General features: G+C 70.7%; 17 protein-coding genes. 1 reads left to right on the top strand and 16 read right to left on the bottom strand.

All coding sequences use genetic code 11. The features are described from left to right. Positions 1-51: 51 nt before the first annotated feature. The 13 genes from ABIC28_RS00180 to ABIC28_RS00120 form a co-directional block, all read right to left on the bottom strand. Positions 52-2265, bottom strand: coding sequence for a heavy metal translocating P-type ATPase (locus ABIC28_RS00180; protein WP_097210276.1), 2214 nt, complete (start codon positions 2263-2265; stop codon positions 52-54). After that, complete coding sequence (locus ABIC28_RS00175) at positions 2262-2465, bottom strand: heavy-metal-associated domain-containing protein (RefSeq protein ID WP_179800442.1); 204 nt, start codon at positions 2463-2465, stop codon at positions 2262-2264. The genes ABIC28_RS00180 and ABIC28_RS00175 overlap by 4 nt, the downstream gene beginning before the upstream one ends. 11 nt (positions 2466-2476) lie before the next feature. Continuing rightward, a complete protein-coding gene (locus ABIC28_RS00170; protein ID WP_072842629.1) occupies positions 2477-2758 on the bottom strand; it encodes a metal-sensitive transcriptional regulator in 282 nt (93 codons plus the stop codon). Between the two features lie 57 nt (positions 2759-2815). Continuing rightward, complete coding sequence (locus tag ABIC28_RS00165; protein ID WP_257017042.1) at positions 2816-3061, bottom strand: hypothetical protein; 246 nt, start codon at positions 3059-3061, stop codon at positions 2816-2818. Then, the gene (mce1N, locus tag ABIC28_RS00160; RefSeq protein WP_097210273.1) at positions 3058-3546 is read right to left on the bottom strand and encodes a transport-regulating membrane protein Mce1N; all 489 of its coding nucleotides are present in this window, start codon (positions 3544-3546) and stop codon (positions 3058-3060) included. Before mce1N ends, ABIC28_RS00165 begins: the two co-directional genes overlap by 4 nt. Next, positions 3539-3970 carry a hypothetical protein gene (locus tag ABIC28_RS00155; RefSeq protein WP_097210272.1) on the bottom strand — a complete coding sequence of 144 codons (432 nt, stop codon included), beginning with the start codon at positions 3968-3970 and terminating at the stop codon, positions 3539-3541. Before ABIC28_RS00155 ends, mce1N begins: the two co-directional genes overlap by 8 nt. Before the next feature lie 5 nt (positions 3971-3975). Next, positions 3976-4527 (bottom strand): hypothetical protein, encoded by a 552-nt coding sequence (locus tag ABIC28_RS00150; protein ID WP_245221150.1) that lies wholly within the window; start codon positions 4525-4527, stop codon positions 3976-3978. Between the two features lie 16 nt (positions 4528-4543). After that, positions 4544-5518, bottom strand: coding sequence for a porphobilinogen synthase (gene hemB, locus ABIC28_RS00145; RefSeq protein ID WP_269588665.1), 975 nt, complete (start codon positions 5516-5518; stop codon positions 4544-4546). Between the two features lie 68 nt (positions 5519-5586). Beyond that, positions 5587-7158, bottom strand: a complete 1572-nt coding sequence (locus ABIC28_RS00140; RefSeq protein WP_097210271.1) for a bifunctional uroporphyrinogen-III C-methyltransferase/uroporphyrinogen-III synthase — start codon at positions 7156-7158, stop codon at positions 5587-5589. Between the two features lie 90 nt (positions 7159-7248). Then, a complete protein-coding gene (hemC, locus tag ABIC28_RS00135) occupies positions 7249-8265 on the bottom strand; it encodes a hydroxymethylbilane synthase (protein WP_097210270.1) in 1017 nt (338 codons plus the stop codon). Continuing rightward, positions 8262-9659 carry a glutamyl-tRNA reductase gene (locus ABIC28_RS00130; protein ID WP_209928621.1) on the bottom strand — a complete coding sequence of 466 codons (1398 nt, stop codon included), beginning with the start codon at positions 9657-9659 and terminating at the stop codon, positions 8262-8264. The genes hemC and ABIC28_RS00130 overlap by 4 nt, the downstream gene beginning before the upstream one ends. Next, positions 9656-10483 (bottom strand): redox-sensing transcriptional repressor Rex, encoded by an 828-nt coding sequence (locus ABIC28_RS00125; protein WP_373560219.1) that lies wholly within the window; start codon positions 10481-10483, stop codon positions 9656-9658. The genes ABIC28_RS00130 and ABIC28_RS00125 overlap by 4 nt, the downstream gene beginning before the upstream one ends. 168 nt (positions 10484-10651) lie before the next feature. Continuing rightward, a complete protein-coding gene (locus ABIC28_RS00120; RefSeq protein ID WP_097210268.1) occupies positions 10652-10912 on the bottom strand; it encodes a glutaredoxin family protein in 261 nt (86 codons plus the stop codon). Between the two features lie 148 nt (positions 10913-11060). Between ABIC28_RS00120 and ABIC28_RS00115 the strand changes: the two genes are divergently transcribed. Further along, the gene (locus tag ABIC28_RS00115; RefSeq protein WP_097210267.1) at positions 11061-12059 is read left to right on the top strand and encodes an HAD family hydrolase; all 999 of its coding nucleotides are present in this window, start codon (positions 11061-11063) and stop codon (positions 12057-12059) included. Positions 12060-12120: 61 nt separating this feature from the next. Here ABIC28_RS00115 and ABIC28_RS00110 read toward each other — a convergent pair whose 3' ends face one another. From ABIC28_RS00110 to ABIC28_RS00100, 3 genes are all read right to left on the bottom strand, one after another. Beyond that, positions 12121-14478, bottom strand: coding sequence for an arylsulfatase (locus ABIC28_RS00110; protein WP_097210266.1), 2358 nt, complete (start codon positions 14476-14478; stop codon positions 12121-12123). A 135-nt stretch (positions 14479-14613) separates the two neighbouring features. Continuing rightward, entirely contained in the window at positions 14614-15627 is a 1014-nt protein-coding gene (locus ABIC28_RS00105; protein ID WP_097210265.1) for a lysophospholipid acyltransferase family protein, read from the bottom strand. After that, positions 15624-16688 carry an NAD-dependent epimerase/dehydratase family protein gene (locus ABIC28_RS00100; RefSeq protein ID WP_354577033.1) on the bottom strand — a complete coding sequence of 355 codons (1065 nt, stop codon included), beginning with the start codon at positions 16686-16688 and terminating at the stop codon, positions 15624-15626. Before ABIC28_RS00100 ends, ABIC28_RS00105 begins: the two co-directional genes overlap by 4 nt. Between the last annotated feature and the right edge of the window lie 157 nt (positions 16689-16845).

The raw sequence follows: 16845 nt of genomic DNA, 5'->3' as shown, positions 1-16845 counted from the left end.
GAACAGTGTTCAAGTTGACGTGAGGTCAGCGCAAATCGGCAGGGCTGGGTGTCAGCGGAATCTCCGCAACCGCAGACTGTTCCCCACCACGAACACCGAGGACAGCGCCATCGCCGCGCCCGCGATCATCGGGTTCAGCAGGCCGAGCGCGGCCAGCGGGATGGCCGCGACGTTGTAGGCGAACGCCCAGAACAGGTTCGCCCTGATGGTGCCGAGCGTGGCCCGCGAGAGCCGGATCGCCTGCGGCACCGAGCGCAGGTCGCCGCGCACCAGGGTCAGATCGCCCGCCTCGATCGCGGCGTCCGTCCCGGTTCCCATCGCCAGCCCGACGTCCGCGGTGGCGAGCGCCGCCGCGTCGTTCACGCCGTCGCCGACCATGGCGACGACGGCGCCGTGGCGCTGCAGGCCCGCCACATGCGCGACCTTGTCGGCGGGCAGGACCTCCGCGATCACCCGGTCGATGCCGACGCTCCGCGCCACCGCGTGCCCGACCTCGGCACGATCGCCGGTCAACAACACGGGGGTCATGCCGAGCGCCACGATCTGCGCGACCGCCTCCGCGCTGGTGGGCTTGACGGCGTCGGCGACCGTGATGGCGCCGCGAATCGCGCCGTCCCAGGCCACCGCGACGGTGGTACGCCCGGCCGCGAACGCCGACCGCAGCTCCGCGGGGATCGGGCCGTCCGGCCGCCCGACACTGACCCGGACCCCGTCGACCAGTCCGACGACGCCGATCCCGGGGCGGTTCTCGAACTCCGTCACCGACGGCGCCGGGCCGCCCGCGACGGCGATCGACCGGGCCACCGGATGTTCCGACGCGCCCTCCACCGCGGCCGCAAGCGCCAGCACTCGATCGGGGCTCTCGCCGTGCGCCGCGACCACCTCGTCGAGCGTCATCCGGCCCGTGGTGACGGTGCCGGTCTTGTCCAGCACGACGGTGTCGATCCGCTTGGTCTGCTCGAGCACCTCGGGCCCCCTGATCAGGATTCCGAGCTGGGCGCCGCGACCTGTGCCAACCAGAAGCGCCGTGGGCGTGGCCAATCCGAGCGCACAGGGGCAGGCCACGATGAGCACCGCGACCGCGGCGGTGAAGGCCTCCGTCGCTGCGTGCCCGGTGACCAGCCAGCCCGTCAGTGTCGCCGCCGCGATGACCAGCACCACCGGGACGAACACCGCAGACACCCGGTCCGCGAGCCGCGCCACCGCGGCCTTGCCGTTCTGCGCCTCGGTGACGAGCGCGGCGATGTGGGCCAGCTGGGTGTCGGCGCCGACCCTCTCGGCTCGCACCACGAGCCGCCCGTTGGTGTTCACGGTGCCGCCGACGACGGCGTCACCGCCGGACACCTCGATCGGCACCGACTCACCGGTGACCATCGACGCGTCCACGGCCGCGGCGCCCTCGAGCACCCGCCCATCGGTGGCGATCTTCTCCCCCGGCCGCACCACGAACCGGTCCCCGACCCGCAACTCGCCCACCGGGATTCGTCGCTCGGCGTCGGCTCGCAGCACCGCCACGTCCTTGGCACCGACCTCGATCAGCGCCCGCAGCGCGGCGCCGGCGCGGCGCTTGGCCCGTGACTCCGCGCACCTGCCCGCGAGCAGGAAGACGGTGACCGCGGCGGAGACCTCGAGATAGATCTGTCCCGACGGATCGTGCGCGCCCAACCGCAGCGCGAACTCGTGGGTCATCCCGATATGCCCAGCGGTGCCGAACACCAACGCCCACACCGACCATCCGTATGCGGCGAGGGTGCCGATTGAGACGAGCGTGTCCATCGTCGAGCTGCCGTGACGGGCGTTCGTCAGCGCCGCCCGGTGGAACGGGTAACCGCCCCAGAACACCACAAGGGTGGTCAGCGCCAGCGCCACCCATTGCCAGTAGTCGAACTGAAGCGCCGGGATCATCGAGAGCGCGACGACCGGGACCGCGGCCACCGCCGAGATCGCCAGGCGCCTGCCGAGGTGATCCGGCGGCGGTTCCGCGGGCCCGGCAGCGGCGGGGCCCGCGGGGACCGACACGGCCGCGGAGTAGCCCGCAGACTCGACCGCGGACACCAGTTCGGCGGGCTGCACGCCCGCCGGATAGCGAACGTGGGCCCGCTCGGTGGCGAAATTGACGGTGGCGCGGACGCCGTCGATCTTCGCCAGCTTGCGCTCGATCCGGTTCGCGCAGGAGGCGCACGTCATCCCGCCGAGATCGAGGTCGAGCTCGCGCTCCGCGACGTCGACGGTGTCCAGCGCGTCACGACCCGCGGCGGCGGTCATGACGCCAGCTCGTAGCCCGCCTCTTCGACCGCCTCGGCGACGGCCCGCGGGTCGAGCTCGGACTCACTGGTCACGTGGACCTCCCCGCTGGCCAGGTCCACGAGCACCTCGGTGACACCGGCAATGGCGCCGACCTCCTCGGTGACCGAGGCGACGCAATGCCCGCAGGTCATGCCCATGACGGTGTATGTGCTCTGCATCAGAATTTCTCCTACGAGCGGACGAGACGGGCGATCGCGTCCGAGGCCTCTTTGACCTTGGCGTCGGCCTCCGGGCCGCCCTTCTTGGCCGCCTCGACGACGCAGCCCGCGAGGTGCGCGTCCATCAGTTTCAGCGAGACCGACTGCAGTGCCTTCGTCGCCGCGGACACCTGGGTCAGGATGTCGATGCAGTAGCGGTCGTCGTCGACCATGCGCGAGATGCCCGCGACCTGTCCCTCGATGCGGCGAAGCCGCTTGAGGAGGTCGTCCTTCTCCGGGGAGTATCCGTTCATGCCCCTACCATACCCCCCGTGGGTACTAGCCGCCAGGGCGGGCCGCTGTTCGACCGGTCACTGCGGACCGCCGCGGTGCCGCCTCCTGACCACGTCGATCACCAACAAGCCGGCCACGATCACCAGCGCGGTCGCCGCCCCGATCCAGGTGCCCGAGTAGTGCGTGCCGGTGAACGCGGGCGCGCCGTCCATCGCGGGCGCGAAGTCCGAGGTCTGCACGCCCCTGCACCAGCACCAGACCGCGGCCGCGGTAGCGAGCACCGCCAGGACCAGCTCCAGGATCCGCGTCATCCGTTCGCTCACCGCTCACCGTCCTCCGCCTCGTCCGCCACCAGCCGCTCCAATTCGGTCCGCAACCCGTCACCGTCCCGCGCCCACGCCCGCACCACCGAACCGTCCCGCAGCCGCAGGCCGATCGCGGTACGGCGTCGCGGCACCCCGGACAGCTCCCCGAGCGACGGGGCGCTCTCCCACGGCTCCAGATCCTCGGCGAACGGATCCGCCTCGGGCAGGACCTGGGCGATATCGGCCACCCCGAGGGTCTCGGCGCCGTTGCGCAACACCGCCGGGGTGAGCAGCACGCTCGCGTGCCGCCGCGCCGCCACCACCTGAAGGGCGACCAGTCCCGCGAGCAGCACCGAGAACAGCGCCAACCCGAGCCAGTGCACACCCGAACCGATGATCGCGTCCGCGACGAGCACGACCAGGCACAGCGCGGGGCCGAGCGCGACCAGCCACCACCGTCCGCCCGGTTCCTCGAACAGGATCCGCTCGGCCGCGTCACTCACCGGCAAACCACTCCGCCGAGGACCTCAGGTAGACGAGCACGCTGGCCACCAGCGCGAGCAGCGAGACCAGCAGCGTCGGCACCTGACCCAGACCGGTCGCCAGCAGCCCGAGCTGCAGCACGAAGAACACCGCCGACAGCGCGACGACCGCCCGCCGAAAACGCGGATCCCCCGCCCTCGTCGGCCCCGCCATCAGCCCGACGCCGAGCCCGGTGAGTAGCGAGACGGCGCCGGAGCCACGCAGCAGCACGATGAACTCGTCCACGCTGTCGGGGTTTGCACCGTGCTCCACCAGCTGCTCACGTATCGCGGTGCCGGGCGACGTCAGGGCCAACAACCCGAAGAGCACCAGCAGCGCCGCACAGACCAGCCACAGCCCGTACGCGACATCGACAGGGCGAGGACGGGCCCGCGCGTCACCCATGACGGCTACTGCGCCTTCGGTCCGGGCACGAAGTACCGGTTCGACTCGCTCCGATGCATCAGGATCACCGCACCGACGGACAGCACCGCCTGCAGGATCCCCGCCCCGCCCGCGACCATCCCGGCCACGCCGCCACCGGCGCCGAGCCCGAACAGCGCGGGGATCGCGAAGAAGACCATCGTCACACCGATCATGGTGACCAGCATCCGGGCCCAGTTCCTGCCGCTGCGCATCTTGAACACGAACAGCAGGTACAGGCCGGTCAGCGCCAGCCCGAGCAGCGCGGTGACGCCGAGCCCGACCAGCAGCAGACCCTCGGCCGCCGAGGTGCTGATCTCCACCGTCGGATCCTGGGCGTGCACGTCCTTGATCAGCTGATCGGCAAAGGTCTTCCGATCCGCGGCCACCATCGCCAGGGTGGCGAACAGGTTCACCACACCGAGAGCGGCGACCCCGCACAGCAACTGGAAGGCGGTACCCACGTCGACGGGCGCCGCGGGTCGCTGGTCCTGCGCGGCGGGGCCGGTCGGGGGCGCTGGCGGCCATGGGGCGGTCATGACACCACCGTAACCATCACAACCGGGCTGCGAACTCGGCGGCCCAGTAGGTCAGCACGATGTCCGCACCCGCGCGGCGGATGCCGAGCAACGACTCCAGCACGGCGGCGTCGCGGTCGATCCAGCCGTTCTGCGCGGCGGCGGTGATCATCGAGTACTCACCCGAGATCTGGTAGGCCGCAACGGGAACCGTGGACATGTCGGCGACCTCCCGCAGCACGTCGAGGTACGACATGGCCGGCTTCACCATCACCATGTCCGCGCCCTCGTCCAGGTCCAGGTCGACCTCGCGCAGCGACTCCCGCCGGTTGGCGGCGTCCTGCTGGTAGGTGCGGCGATCCCCGGAAAGCGACGACCCGACGGCCTCGCGGAAGGGGCCGTAGAAGGCGGACGCGTACTTGGCGGAGTACGCCAGGATGCCCGTCTCCTGATGGCCCGCGTCGTCGAGACCCTCGCGGATCGCGGCGATCTGTCCGTCCATCATTCCGCTTGGCCCGAGCAGGTGCGCCCCGGACTCGGCCTGCGCAACCGCCATGTCGACGTAGCGGGTCAGTGTCGCGTCGTTGTCGACCCGACCGTCCGCCGCGAGCACCCCGCAGTGGCCGTGATCGGTGAACTCGTCGAGGCAGGTGTCCGCCATGATCACGGTGGAGTCGCCGAGCTCGGCGCGGAGCACGCGCAGGGCCCGGTTCAGGATGCCGTCGGGATCGGTCGCACCCGAACCGTTGGCGTCCTTGTCCTCGGTCCTGGGGACGCCGAAGAGCATCAGCCCGCCGACACCCGCCTCGACCGCCTCGGCGGCGGCGCGGGTCAGTGAGTCGAGGGTGTGCTGGAAGACGCCGGGCATCGAACTGATCTCGCGCGGCTCGCCGATGCCGTCCGCGACGAACATCGGCAGCACCAGATGCCGTGGTTCCAGCGAGGTCTCGGCGACAAGGCGACGCAGCGCCGGGGTGGCGCGCAGGCGTCGGGGACGTTCGGCGGGAAAGATGGATGCCCTCCTTCGTCGGCTGTGAGCGGTTGGCGAGTCCCTGGACTCGTCAACCGCTCACGGGCGCGTCAGCGCCTACGGGACTTCTTGCGCGGGGGCGGCAGCGCACCCTCGGCACGCAGCCGGGCGGCGTGCTCGGCGAGCGCCTCCACCAGGGGGCCGACCTGAGCGGTCTCGGGCTGCACGTCGACCCGGAGGCCGAACTCGATCGCGGTCTCCGCGGTCTTCGGCCCGATGCACGCCACCAGCGTGCGGGCGTGCGGCTTGCCGGCGATGCCGACCAGGTTGCGCACGGTCGAGGACGAGGTGAAGCAGACCGCGTCGAACCCACCAGTCTTGATCATCTCGCGGGTCTCGGCCGGCGGCGGCGCCGCCCGGACGGTGCGGTAGGCCGTGACGTCGTCGATCTCCCAGCCGCGCTGGCGTAGGCCCTCGGCCAGGGTCTCGGTGGCGATGTCGGCGCGGGGCAGCAGCACCCGGTTGACCGGATCGAAGACGTCGTCGTACGGCGCGAACTCGGCCAGCAGACCCTCGCTGGACTGCTCACCGGACGGCACCAACTCGGGGTTGATACCGAACGAGCGCACCTTGTCCGCGGTGGCCTCGCCGACGCAGGCGATCTTGACGCCGGAGAACGCGCGGGCGTCGAGCCCGAACTCCTCGAACTTCTCCCAGACCGCGCGCACCGCGTTGGTGGAGGTGAAGACCACCCACTGGTAGCGGCCGTCGACCAGGCCCTTGACCGAGCGCTCCATCTGCGCGGGGCTGCGCGGCGGCTCGACCGCGATCGTGGGCACCTCGATGGGGATGGCGCCGTGCGTGACGAGGCGATCGCTCATCTCGCTGGCCTGCTCCTTGGTGCGCGGCACCAGGACGGTCCAGCCGTACAGGGCGCGCGACTCCCACCAGGACATCTTGCTGCGCTGGCTGACCACCTTGCCGACGGTCACGATCAGCGAACCGACCAGCTCGGAGCCGGCCTCGTTCAGCGTCGCGAGGGTGGCCTCGACGGTGCGCTGCTGGCAGGTGGTGCCTCGGACGGTGATCGCGGCGGGCGTCTGCGGGGCCAGGCCGTTCTCGACCAGCTCGCTCGCGGTCTCCGCGAGGTGGCCCGCGGTGGCGTGCAGCACCAGCGGTCCCGGCGCCGCGGCCAGCGCGGCCCAGTCGACCTCGCCGCGGACGTCGACCTCGGTGTGACCGGAGCCCAGCGGCATGCCCGCGTAGCTCGGCACCGCGGATCCGGCGGGCAGGCCCGGCAGAATCTCGAACTGCACCTGGGTCCGCGCCACCGCGGTGACCTCGGCGATCACCGAATCGGTTGTGAGCGGGTCGCCGGAGACCAGACGGACCACGTCGTGCCCGTTCTTGGCCTCGGCCACCAGGGTCTTGGCGACCTCGGCCGGCTCGCCGAGCGCGGGGCGCACCTCGAACGGCGGGTTCTCGGGGTCGATCTCCTCACCCTTGACCAGCAGTCCGGTGCCGACCAGCGCGGTCACGCCCTTGTCGACGTCGGGATCCGTGAACGCCAGGGTGGCGGCCGCGAGGACGTCGCGCGCCCGGACGGTGAGCAACGCCGGGTCGCCCGGGCCGGCGCCCACGAACAGGATCCGTCCGGGGGTGTTCTTGCGGACTCGGCTCATCGGTTGTTCTCCAGTGCGTTCATGTGTCTAGCAATGTCAGGGACATGGGAATGGGCGCGCGGTTTCGAGGAGCGCGCCGACGGCAATGGCTCACTCATCGGTCGGTCCGCCCTCCGGATCGCTTTCGGTCGCCTTGCCCATCAGGGCGCGGGCGCCCAGGTCGAGCAGTTCGCGGGCCACCTCGCGACCGAGTTCCTCGGCGCGATCCGGCGGTCCGACGGTCGAGGCCCTGATCGAATCGGAGCCGTCCAGCGCGGCCGCACAGCCGCGCACCGACAGCTCGTCGAACACCCGGCCGTCGTCGTCGATGGACTCCACGATCTCCGCGATCGCGCCGACCGGGGCCGTGCATCCGGCCTCGAGCTCGGCCAGCAGCGCGCGCTCCGCCGTGACGGCGGCGCGGGCGCTCGCGTCGTCCAGCTCGGCGAGGATGGCGATCAGCGCGGTGTCACCCGCGCGGCATTCGACGGCCAGCGCGCCCTGCGCTGGGGCGGGCAGCATCTGCACCGGCTCCAGCGACTCGGTGATCACGTCGAGCCTGCCGATCCGCGAGAGCCCCGCCCGCGCGACGACGACCGCGTCGAGCTCGCCGTTGGCGACCTTGCCGATCCTGGTGTCGAGGTTGCCGCGCAACGGCTGGATGTCCAGGCCGAGGCCGAGGGCCCGCAGCTGGGCGATGCGCCGCGGCGCGGAGGTTCCGATCCGGGAGCCGGCAGGCAGCTCACCGAGCACCATCCCGTCGCGCGCCACCAGCGCATCGCGCGGATCCTCGCGTTCTGGCACGGCGGCGATGACCACGCGCTCGTCGGGCGCGGTTGGCAGGTCCTTGAAGGAGTGCACGGCGATGTCGACGTGCCCGGCGGCGAGCTCCTCGCGCAGCGCGGCGGTGAACACGCCGACGCCGATCTTCTCGACCGGTCCGGAGAACTGGTCGCCCGCGGTCTTGACGATCACCAGCTCGGCGGGGTGGCCCGCGGCGATCAGCGCGTCCCGGACGGTGCCGGCCTGAGTGGTGGCCAGCAGGCTGCCCCTCGTGCCGATGCGCAGAGTGGCCGCGGGGGCCTGCTCCGCGGTGGTGTCCCTGGTGGATGCGGCGGTTGCACTCATGACTGCATCCCCTTCCATACGTCCATCGCCTCGGCCTCGTGGCCTGCCGTGAAATCGTCCGCGAGCTCGACCGCGCGGATCTCCATCGGCGTCGCGACGGCCTCGACGGACCCGGGGGTCAGCTCGAACAGCTCACGCAGCGCGGCCGCGTAGGAGTCGCCGCCTGGGGCGCTGGCCAGCTGCTTGACCCGGACGGTCGGCGCGTGCAGCAGCTTGTCGACGACGCGGCGCACGGTGCGCGCGACCTCGTCGCGTTGCGGATCCTCGAGCCCGGGCAGGCGCGAGTCCAGCCGCAGCAGCTCGGCCTCCACCACGTCGGCGGCGCGTTGACGGAGGGCGGTCACGGTCGGGGTGACCTCGGCCAGACGCTGTCCGGCCAGGTAGGTGGCGAGCTCGCCTGCGACGATCTCGCGGGCCGCCTCGGTGTCCGCGGCGGCCGCGCCAGCCGCCGGATCGCGCTGCAGGGCCGCCATGTCGAAGATGCTCACGCCGGGCAGTCCGGCGATCGCGGGCTCCACGTCGCGGGGCAGCCCCAGGTCGCAGATCACCAGCGGTCGCTGCGCGGAGTCCCGCTTCGCCAGCGCGAGGTGCGCGTCGGCGAGGGTGACCACCGCACCGACCGCGCCGGTACAGGTCACCATCACGTCCGCCTCGGCCAGCGCGGACGGCAGGTCGGCCAGGTCGACGGTCGTGCCGTCCACCCCGGCGGCCCGCACGGTCTCGGCGAGGCGCTCGGCCCGCTCCCTGGTGCGGTTGGCGACGATGACGCGGCCGATCCCGGCCCGCGTCAGGTGCGCGACGGACAGGCCGCCCATCGAGCCCGCGCCAACCACGACGGCGGTACGCCCGGCGAGCCCGTCACCGAGCAGGTCCGAGGCGCGGTCGAGGGCGACCGACACCACCGAGGCGCCCGCGCGGTCGATCCCGGTCTCGGAGTGCACCCGCTTGCCGACCCGCAGCGCCTGCTGAGCCAGCTCGTGCAGCACCCGGCCCGCGGCCTGCTGGTTGTCGGAGATCGCGTAGGCGGTCCGGATCTGGCCGAGGATCTGCTGCTCGCCGACGACCATCGAGTCGAGGCCGCTGGCCACCGCGAACAGGTGCTCGGCCGCCGCCTCGCTGTAGCGCACGTATGCGTGCTTGGTCAGGTCCGGCAGCTCCATGCCGGAGTGCCCGGCGAGCAACTCGCCCACGTCGGAAAGCGCGCCGTGGAAGGCGTCCACCACCGCATAGATCTCCACCCGGTTACAGGAGGAGACGATCATGACCTCCGAGACATGGTCCGAGCTCATCATCTTGTCGATCAGCTTCGGCCGATCGGTGTCGCCGATGGCGACCCGCTCGAGGACGGAGACGGGAGCGCTGCGATGCGAGATCCCGACCAGGAGAACACTCACGGTGCCATCACCGATCCATTCGTTGTCGAACCAGAGCCTGACGAAGCCGAGCGTGCCGTGCGGAGCCCCACCGCCGCCGAGGCCGCAGCGGGCTCGGTTTCGGCGTTGCGGGCGCTGTGGAAGGACAGCACCTGCATCTCCACGGCGAGATCCACTCGGCGGATCTCGACGTGTTTCGGGACATCGAGCGGCGAGGCCGCAAAGCTCAGGATGCAGCGCACACCGGCATTCACCAGCAGGTCGCACACCTCCTGGGCAGATTCGTCCGGGGTCGCGATGACCCCGATGGTGGCGTCCAGCTCGCGGCACGCGGCCTCGAGCTCGGCGACGTCGCGAACGGTCAGCGCGTCGACGGTACTGCCGATCCGGTCGGGATTTCGGTCGAACAGGCCGACCATCGTGAATCCGCGACGGCCGAACCCGCCGTAACGGGCCAGGGCCTGCCCCAGGCTGCCGACGCCGACCAGCACCACCTGGTGGCCGCGGTCCAGTCCGAGCGCGGCCTCGATCCGGGCGCGCAGCTTGGTGACGTCGTATCCGACGCCGCGGACCCCGTTCGGGCCGAGGAAGGAGAGGTCCTTGCGCAGTTTCGCGGAGCCGACTCCGGCCGCGGTCGCGAGTTCCTCGCTGGAGACGATGAGCGTGCCGTCGTCGGCCATCACACCGAGCACCCGCAGATAGGTGGCGAGCCGGGTGACGGTGGCCTGCGGCAGGTCCCGCACCGTTGTGTCCGCGCGGGCGACGTCGGTTCCGGAACGAGACGCGTTCTCAGCCCCTGCGACGCCACGGGCAGAGAACCCATGCGGCTGGTGCTGTTCGGTCACGTTGGTGGCTCCTCGTCCGGCCATGCACATGGCCGGTTCTCACGCTGATCCGGGGGGACTGTTCACACCACGGTAACTGCTTGTGAACCCATGCACAAAGTCGCCGGATTCCGGATTCACCCGCTGCGACCTGCGCGGCGTCCGGATGCGAGGGGTGTCAGGTCGGCCTCAGATTGTCAAATCCGATCGCAGCCGAGGCTCGTCGACCTCCCAGTAACTGTGCTCACGGCCGTCGAGCAGGACGACCGGCAGCCGGTCGCCGTACTCGGCGCGCAGCTCGGGATCGGTCGCCGCGGCCACGTCGACGTCGACCGATTCGAGTTCGAGGCCGAATTCCCCACACAACCGCAGCAGCTGAGTGCGCGCTACGTCACAGGAGCCGCAGCCGGCCCGGGTCAGCAGGGTGATGGTGTGTGCGGGGTCGGTCATGGCTCCACTGTGCCACCGCCACCTGCGCCTTCCGCGGGCCGCCCGCGGAGACGCAAGTCACAGCGGCCACGCGGGCGGCGATCCACCCGGTGCGCCCCCGAGGCTGGGGATAGGGTGGGCCGCAGTTGGACGAACACAGGAGGTATGAGTGCCTGGTCGATCTGGTCCGACCGGCTCGGGAGTGGGCGCCGGCTGGCTCGACGCCAAGCGTCCCCGCCGACGCGGCAGGAACCCCTTGGGGCCCAGCGACGCCCAGCTGCGGGCCAGTCTCGCAGGTGAGGCCAGCGCGGACGCCGCCATCGCCTTGCACGAGGCGGCGACGAGCGAGGCCGAGGCGGGCGGCGAACTCGGTGCCCGAGGGACCGAGGGCGGCGTGCCGCTCGACCTGACCGCGGCGGCGTTCTTCGACGTGGACAACACCATGGTCCAGGGCGCCTCGATCATCCACTTCGCCCGCGGCCTCGCCGCCCGCAAGTACATCTCGCTCGCCGACATGGCCAGGTTCGGCTGGCAGCAGCTCAAGTTCCGGGTGACCGGCAAGGAGAACAGCGACGACGTCGCCAGCGGCAAGGAACGGGCGCTGGCCTTCATCGCGGGCCGCGAGACCGCGGAGTTCTCCCGCCTCGGCGAGGAGATCTACGACGAGCTGATCGCCGACAAGATCTGGCCGGGCACCAGGGCGCTGGCGCAGATGCACCTCGACGCCGGTCAGCAGGTGTGGCTGGTGACCGCGACCCCGGTGGAACTGGCCCAGGTCATCGCGAAGCGGCTGGGGCTGACGGGCGCGCTGGGAACCGTCGTCGAGAGCGAGGACGGCAAGTTCACCGGCCGACTGGTCGGCGACATCCTGCACGGCGCGGGCAAGGCACACGCGGTCCGGACCCTGGCCGTGCGCGAGGGCCTGAACCTCAAGCGCTGCACGGCGTACTCGGACAGCCACAACGACGTGCCGATGCTCTCGCTCGTCGGCACCGCCGTGGCCATCAACCCGGACGCCGACCTCAAGGAGGTCGCGCGCAACCGCGGGTGGGAGATCCGCGACTACCGCACCGGACGGAAGGCCGCGAAGATCGGCGTCCCGACCGCGCTCGCGCTCGGCGCGGTCGGCGGCGCGCTGGCCGCCGTGATCAGCCGCCGCAAGCACTGACGCAACCGTGCGCGAGTCGTACCCCGGCCGGGGTACGACTCGCGCACGGGCGGCGGAGCCGCTACTCCCTCGACAGCATCGCCGCGGCCGTGTGCTCGAGGTCGATGTAGGCCTCGCCGCTGACGTCCACGACCACCCGGTTCAGCGCGCCGCCGGTGAAGGCCCACGGGGCTTCGCCCGGGTAATCGTCGGTGACCGGTTCGCCGACGTCACGGCCGATGGTGAGCCCGGTGCCGCCCAGGCCGAACACGCCCGGCTGGGTCCGGATCCGGCCCTCCCCGACCTGGTGATCTCCGTAATAAAGGCGGAGCAGTCCTCGCGCGGTGCCCGGCGGGTCCTCGCCGTCCTTGTCGAACGAGGCGCCGAGGATCATCCGGTCGCCGGTGGGCAGCTCCTCGGTTGCGCTGATCCGCTGCTGCTCGCTGCCGAGGAAGTTGTAGACGTAGTGCAGCCGGTTGTCCCGGACGTACAGCGCGTGCCCGCCGAAGCGGCCGCCCTGCGCGAACAGCACCCCGGATACGCCGGGGGACGGCAGGCCGACGAGCGCCCCCAGCGAGTACGAGCGGTTGCGCACGGCCACCGCCACCGACTCGGGCACGGCGGCGCCGCCGGGCCGGTACACATACCGGGTGCGGAGCGGGGCAGGCCGCGGGCGCGGCGTCATGAGGATCTCGACCGGATAGCGGTCGTCGAGCGGCAGCGCCCCGTTGGCGCCCGCCTCGTGGAACCACAGCCCGACCAGTTCCGCGAGCCTGCCCGGCTCGGCGTCGGCGAGGTCGTGCAGCTCGGTGCGATCGACGTCGGTGTTGTAGAGCTCCCAGGTGTCGTCCTGGAAACGACCCCAACCGCTGATCGCCGGATGGGTGGTGACGGCCTTCCAGCCGTCGTGCCAGATGCCGCGGGTGCCGAGCATCGAATAGAACTGGGTGTGCCGAGCGCTGGGGATGCCTGCGGTGTCGAAGCTGTAGCGCATGCTCACGCCCTGGATCGGGTGCTGGGTGTACCCCTTGACCGTCTCCGGCATCTCGACGCCGAGACAGTCGAGCACCGTCGGCATCACGTCGATGGCATGGTGGTACTGATCTCGGATCTCGCCGCGGGCGGCGATCCCCTCCGGCCACGAGATGATGCACGGATCGCACGTGCCGCCATTGAACGAGTAGCGCTTCCACATCTTGAACGGGGTGTCGAATGCCATCGCCCAGCCGTTCGGATAGTGGTTATAGGTCCGGTACCCGCCCAGTTCGTCGAGCATGGCCATGTTCTCGGCCAGGTCGTCGGGCACGCCGTTGAAGAATTTGTTCTCGTTGACCGAGCCGTCGGGGCCGCCCTCGCCGCTGGCGCCGTTGTCGGAGACCAGCACCACCATGGTGTTGTCGCGCTGCCCGATGTCCTCGAGGTAGTCCAGCAAGCGCCCGATCTGGTCGTCGCAATGCGAGACGAAGCCGGCGTACACCTCGGCCATCCTCGCGAACAGCCGCTTCTCGTCGTCGGAGAGCGTGTCCCAGCGCCGGGTGTGATCCAGCATCGGGAACGGCTGGCCGTCGGGTCCGCGGCGGGACTCCGGGGTGCCGATCGGGTTCAGCGGCGGCAGCTCGGCCTCCGGCGGGATCAGGCCCATCTCCTTCTGCCGGGCCAGGATCTCGTCACGCATCGCCTCATAGCCTGCGTCGAACCGGCCGCGGTAGCGGTCCGCCCACTCGCGCGGCACATGGTGCGGTGCGTGCGCGCAGCCGGGCGCGTAGTAGAGGAACACCGGCCGGTCCGGCGCGATCGTCTTCACGTCGTCGAGGAACTCGATCGCCCGGTCGGTGATGTCGACGCCGAGGTGGTAGCCCTCCTCCGGCCGGGAGGGCGGATCGACCGGGTGGTTGTCGTGGACCAGATCCGGGTGCCACTGGTTGGTCTCGCCGCCGAGGAATCCGTAGAACCGCTCGAAGCCCCGGCCGATCGGCCAGCTCGCCTTGCTGGAGGCCAGGTTCATCTCGTCGGCCGCGCACAGGTGCCACTTGCCGACCATCGCGGTGCTGTAGCCGCGTTCGACGAGTACCTCGGCGAGGGTGGCGCACTCACCTGGAACATGGGCGTTGGCGCCGGGGAACCCGATCGACGCCTCGCTGATGCAGCCCATGCCGTTGACGGTGTGGTTACGGCCGGTGAGCAGACAGGAGCGGGTCGGCGAGCACAGGGCGGTGGTGTGCCACTGGCTGTAGCGCAGCCCGCCGGCCGCGATCCGGTCGATGTTCGGCGTCTCGATCGGGCCGCCGTAGCAGCTCAGCGCCCCGAAACCCAGGTCGTCCAGCACGATGTACAGCACATTCGGGGCGCCCTGCGGCGCCCTCGGCTGCTCGTACGGGCCCCAGTCGGGAACCGAGTCGCGAATGTCGAGGTTGGTGATCCCGCGGAATGACCTGGCCATGGTGTGGCTCCCTGTCGAGCCCCCCTGTCCCACCAAAGCACAACGACGGGGCGATCACCAGGTCCGCCAGGGGACCCGGCGATCGCAACGCGGGTTCGCTTGTCGGACAACCGATCCCGGACGAGACTCCCCGATTCAGCCCAGGAACACGTTGCGCCGCTGGGCGAGCAGCCGGTACAGGGTCTGCTGAATGGTCTCCCGAACGTGGTCGGTCAGCTCGAAGGTCACCATCGGGTCCTCCGCGCACACCGCGTCGTAGGAGTCGGTCTGGATCGGCTCACCGAACTCGATGTACCACTTCGACGGCAACGGGATCAGTCCCAGCGGACCCAGGTGCGGGAAGAACGGCGTCACCGGGAAGTAGGGCATCCCGAGCAGCCGCGCCAGGGACTTGAGGTCGCCGATCTTCGGGTAGATCTCCTCCGAGCCGACGATCGAGCACGGGATGATCGGGGCGCCGGTGCGCAGCGCGGCGCTGACGAACCCGCCCCTGCCGAAGCGCTGCAGCTTGTACCGCTCGCTGAACGGTTTGCCGATCCCCTTGAATCCCTCGGGGAAGACCGCCGCCACCTCGCCGGTCCGCAGCAACCGCTCGGCATCCGGGTTGCAGGCCAGGGTGTGTCCGGCCTTGCGTGCGATGTTGCCGACGACCGGCATCTCGAAGGCGAGATCGGCGGCGAGCATCCGCAACGGGCGATGCGCCGGATGGTGGTCGAACATCGCCACCGAGGTCATCAGCCCGTCGATGGGGACCACGCCTGCGTGGTTCGCGACCACCAGCGCACCACCCTCGGAGGGCACGTTCTCGATCCCGCGCACCTCGACCCGAAACCAGCTGTCGAACAGCGGTCGGAGTATCGGCAGCCAGACGTTCTCGGTGAAGTGCGGGTCGAAGCCGAATTCGTCGACCTGGTAGTCGCCGGTGAGCCTGCGGCGGAGGAACTCCGCGATCGCGACCACCGGGTCGGCGACCAGGTCCCTGGCCGACTCGAGCACCACACCGGGCAGCGACGGCGACGCCTGCTGCGGAACACCGAACAGCGGGCGCGGCTCGGGCAGTGATTCGCCGCCCTGCGGCACGCCAGGCGCGGGCCGAGCCCGCCGCCCGGCGGCGTCGTGCAACGGGATCACCTTGGCCACATCACTCATTGCTGCTCTCCCCCGACTCCGACCAACTGCTGTACCCGTGATTCGACCGACCGAAGCCAGTCCTCGCTGATCATCGGGCTGATCCCGGCCCCGTTGATCAGATCGTCCAGTCCCTGCATCGTCGTCCACCGCGGCTCGAAGCCCAGTTCCGCCCGCATCCGGCCGGTGTCGAACCCACAGCCGAAATGGAAGTAGTCGAGCTGCTCCTTGGTGAAGTCACGCATCGAGGGTCCCATCAGTGCCCGCCCGAGGGTCCTGAACAGCTGTGAGGGCACCGGCACCGCGAGGCCACCCGCCCGCCGGACCGCCTGGGAGAGCATCACGACGCCGTCCGCCGCGATGTTGAAGGTTCCCGCTGGACCGGAGACCGTGGCGAGCTCGAGTGCGGCCAGCGCGTCCTCCTCGTGCAGGAGTTGCATCCGGGGATCCCGGCCGAGGACCGTCGGCACCACCGGCGAGTTCAGGTACCGCGACACGGGCCCGCTCATCCGCGGACCGATCAGCGGCGCCATCCTGAGCAACGAGACCGCGATCTCCGGCCGTCTGCGCCCGAGGCTGCGCGCGTATCCCTCGATCTCGATGATGTCGCGGGCGAACGCGCCGCGCGGGGGCGTGCGGGCACTCATCTCCTCGGTGAACTTCGCCGGGTCCCGCGCGCTGCCGCCGTAGACCGCACCGGACGAGCGCACCACCACCTTGCGGACGTCAGGAGACTTCTGGCACACCGCGAACAACTGCATGGCCCCGAGGACGTTCATGTCCTTCATGGCGGCCCGGCTGCCGGACTTCGGGGCCTTGGGGATCGAGGAGGCGTGCACCACGGTGTCGACCCTGGCGTTGCAGATCACCTTGCCGATGAGCGGGTTCCTGATGTCGGCCCGTACGAACTCCGCGCGCCCCATCCGCCGCAGCATGTCCTTGCTCGGCGACACGGCGTCAACGGCGATGACCCGCTCGATGTTCGGATTCTGCGCCAGCCTGGCCACCAGGTACCCACCGAGGAACCGGCTGGCGCCGGTCACCAGCACCACACCGGGCGGCTGCACTCCGCGGTCGCTCATTACCTCCACACCCCACCCCTGCCTCTCGGGCCACACCTGCGAGCCTAGCCACACCCGGCCGGAACCGCACGGCTCTTAACGAGTCCGAAACACCTGTTTACCTGCAATTTTACGACCCCGAAGGAGGAATATTCATCCTCCCGATGCTGGACGTACG

Origin of the sequence: Rhodococcus sp. PvR044 (assembly GCF_040548995.1) — a bacterium.
Taxonomy (GTDB): Bacteria; Actinomycetota; Actinomycetes; order Mycobacteriales; family Mycobacteriaceae; genus Rhodococcus_G; species Rhodococcus_G oryzae.
The sequence above is the reverse complement of the archived record's forward strand: the minus strand, read 5'-3'. Positions and strand labels throughout refer to the sequence as shown.

Coding starts and splice junctions, on each gene's coding strand:
- ABIC28_RS00180 (WP_097210276.1), bottom strand. CDS start 2,265: ATGACCGCCGCCGCGGGTCGTGACGCGCTGGACACCGTCGACGTCGCG.
- ABIC28_RS00175 (WP_179800442.1), bottom strand. CDS start 2,465: ATGCAGAGCACATACACCGTCATGGGCATGACCTGCGGGCATTGCGTC.
- ABIC28_RS00170 (WP_072842629.1), bottom strand. CDS start 2,758: ATGAACGGATACTCCCCGGAGAAGGACGACCTCCTCAAGCGGCTTCGC.
- ABIC28_RS00155 (WP_097210272.1), bottom strand. CDS start 3,970: ATGGGTGACGCGCGGGCCCGTCCTCGCCCTGTCGATGTCGCGTACGGG.
- ABIC28_RS00150 (WP_245221150.1), bottom strand. CDS start 4,527: ATGACCGCCCCATGGCCGCCAGCGCCCCCGACCGGCCCCGCCGCGCAG.
- ABIC28_RS00140 (WP_097210271.1), bottom strand. CDS start 7,158: ATGAGCCGAGTCCGCAAGAACACCCCCGGACGGATCCTGTTCGTGGGC.
- hemC (WP_097210270.1), bottom strand. CDS start 8,265: ATGAGTGCAACCGCCGCATCCACCAGGGACACCACCGCGGAGCAGGCC.
- ABIC28_RS00120 (WP_097210268.1), bottom strand. CDS start 10,912: ATGACCGACCCCGCACACACCATCACCCTGCTGACCCGGGCCGGCTGC.
- ABIC28_RS00110 (WP_097210266.1), bottom strand. CDS start 14,478: ATGGCCAGGTCATTCCGCGGGATCACCAACCTCGACATTCGCGACTCG.
- ABIC28_RS00105 (WP_097210265.1), bottom strand. CDS start 15,627: ATGAGTGATGTGGCCAAGGTGATCCCGTTGCACGACGCCGCCGGGCGG.
- ABIC28_RS00100 (WP_354577033.1), bottom strand. CDS start 16,688: ATGAGCGACCGCGGAGTGCAGCCGCCCGGTGTGGTGCTGGTGACCGGC.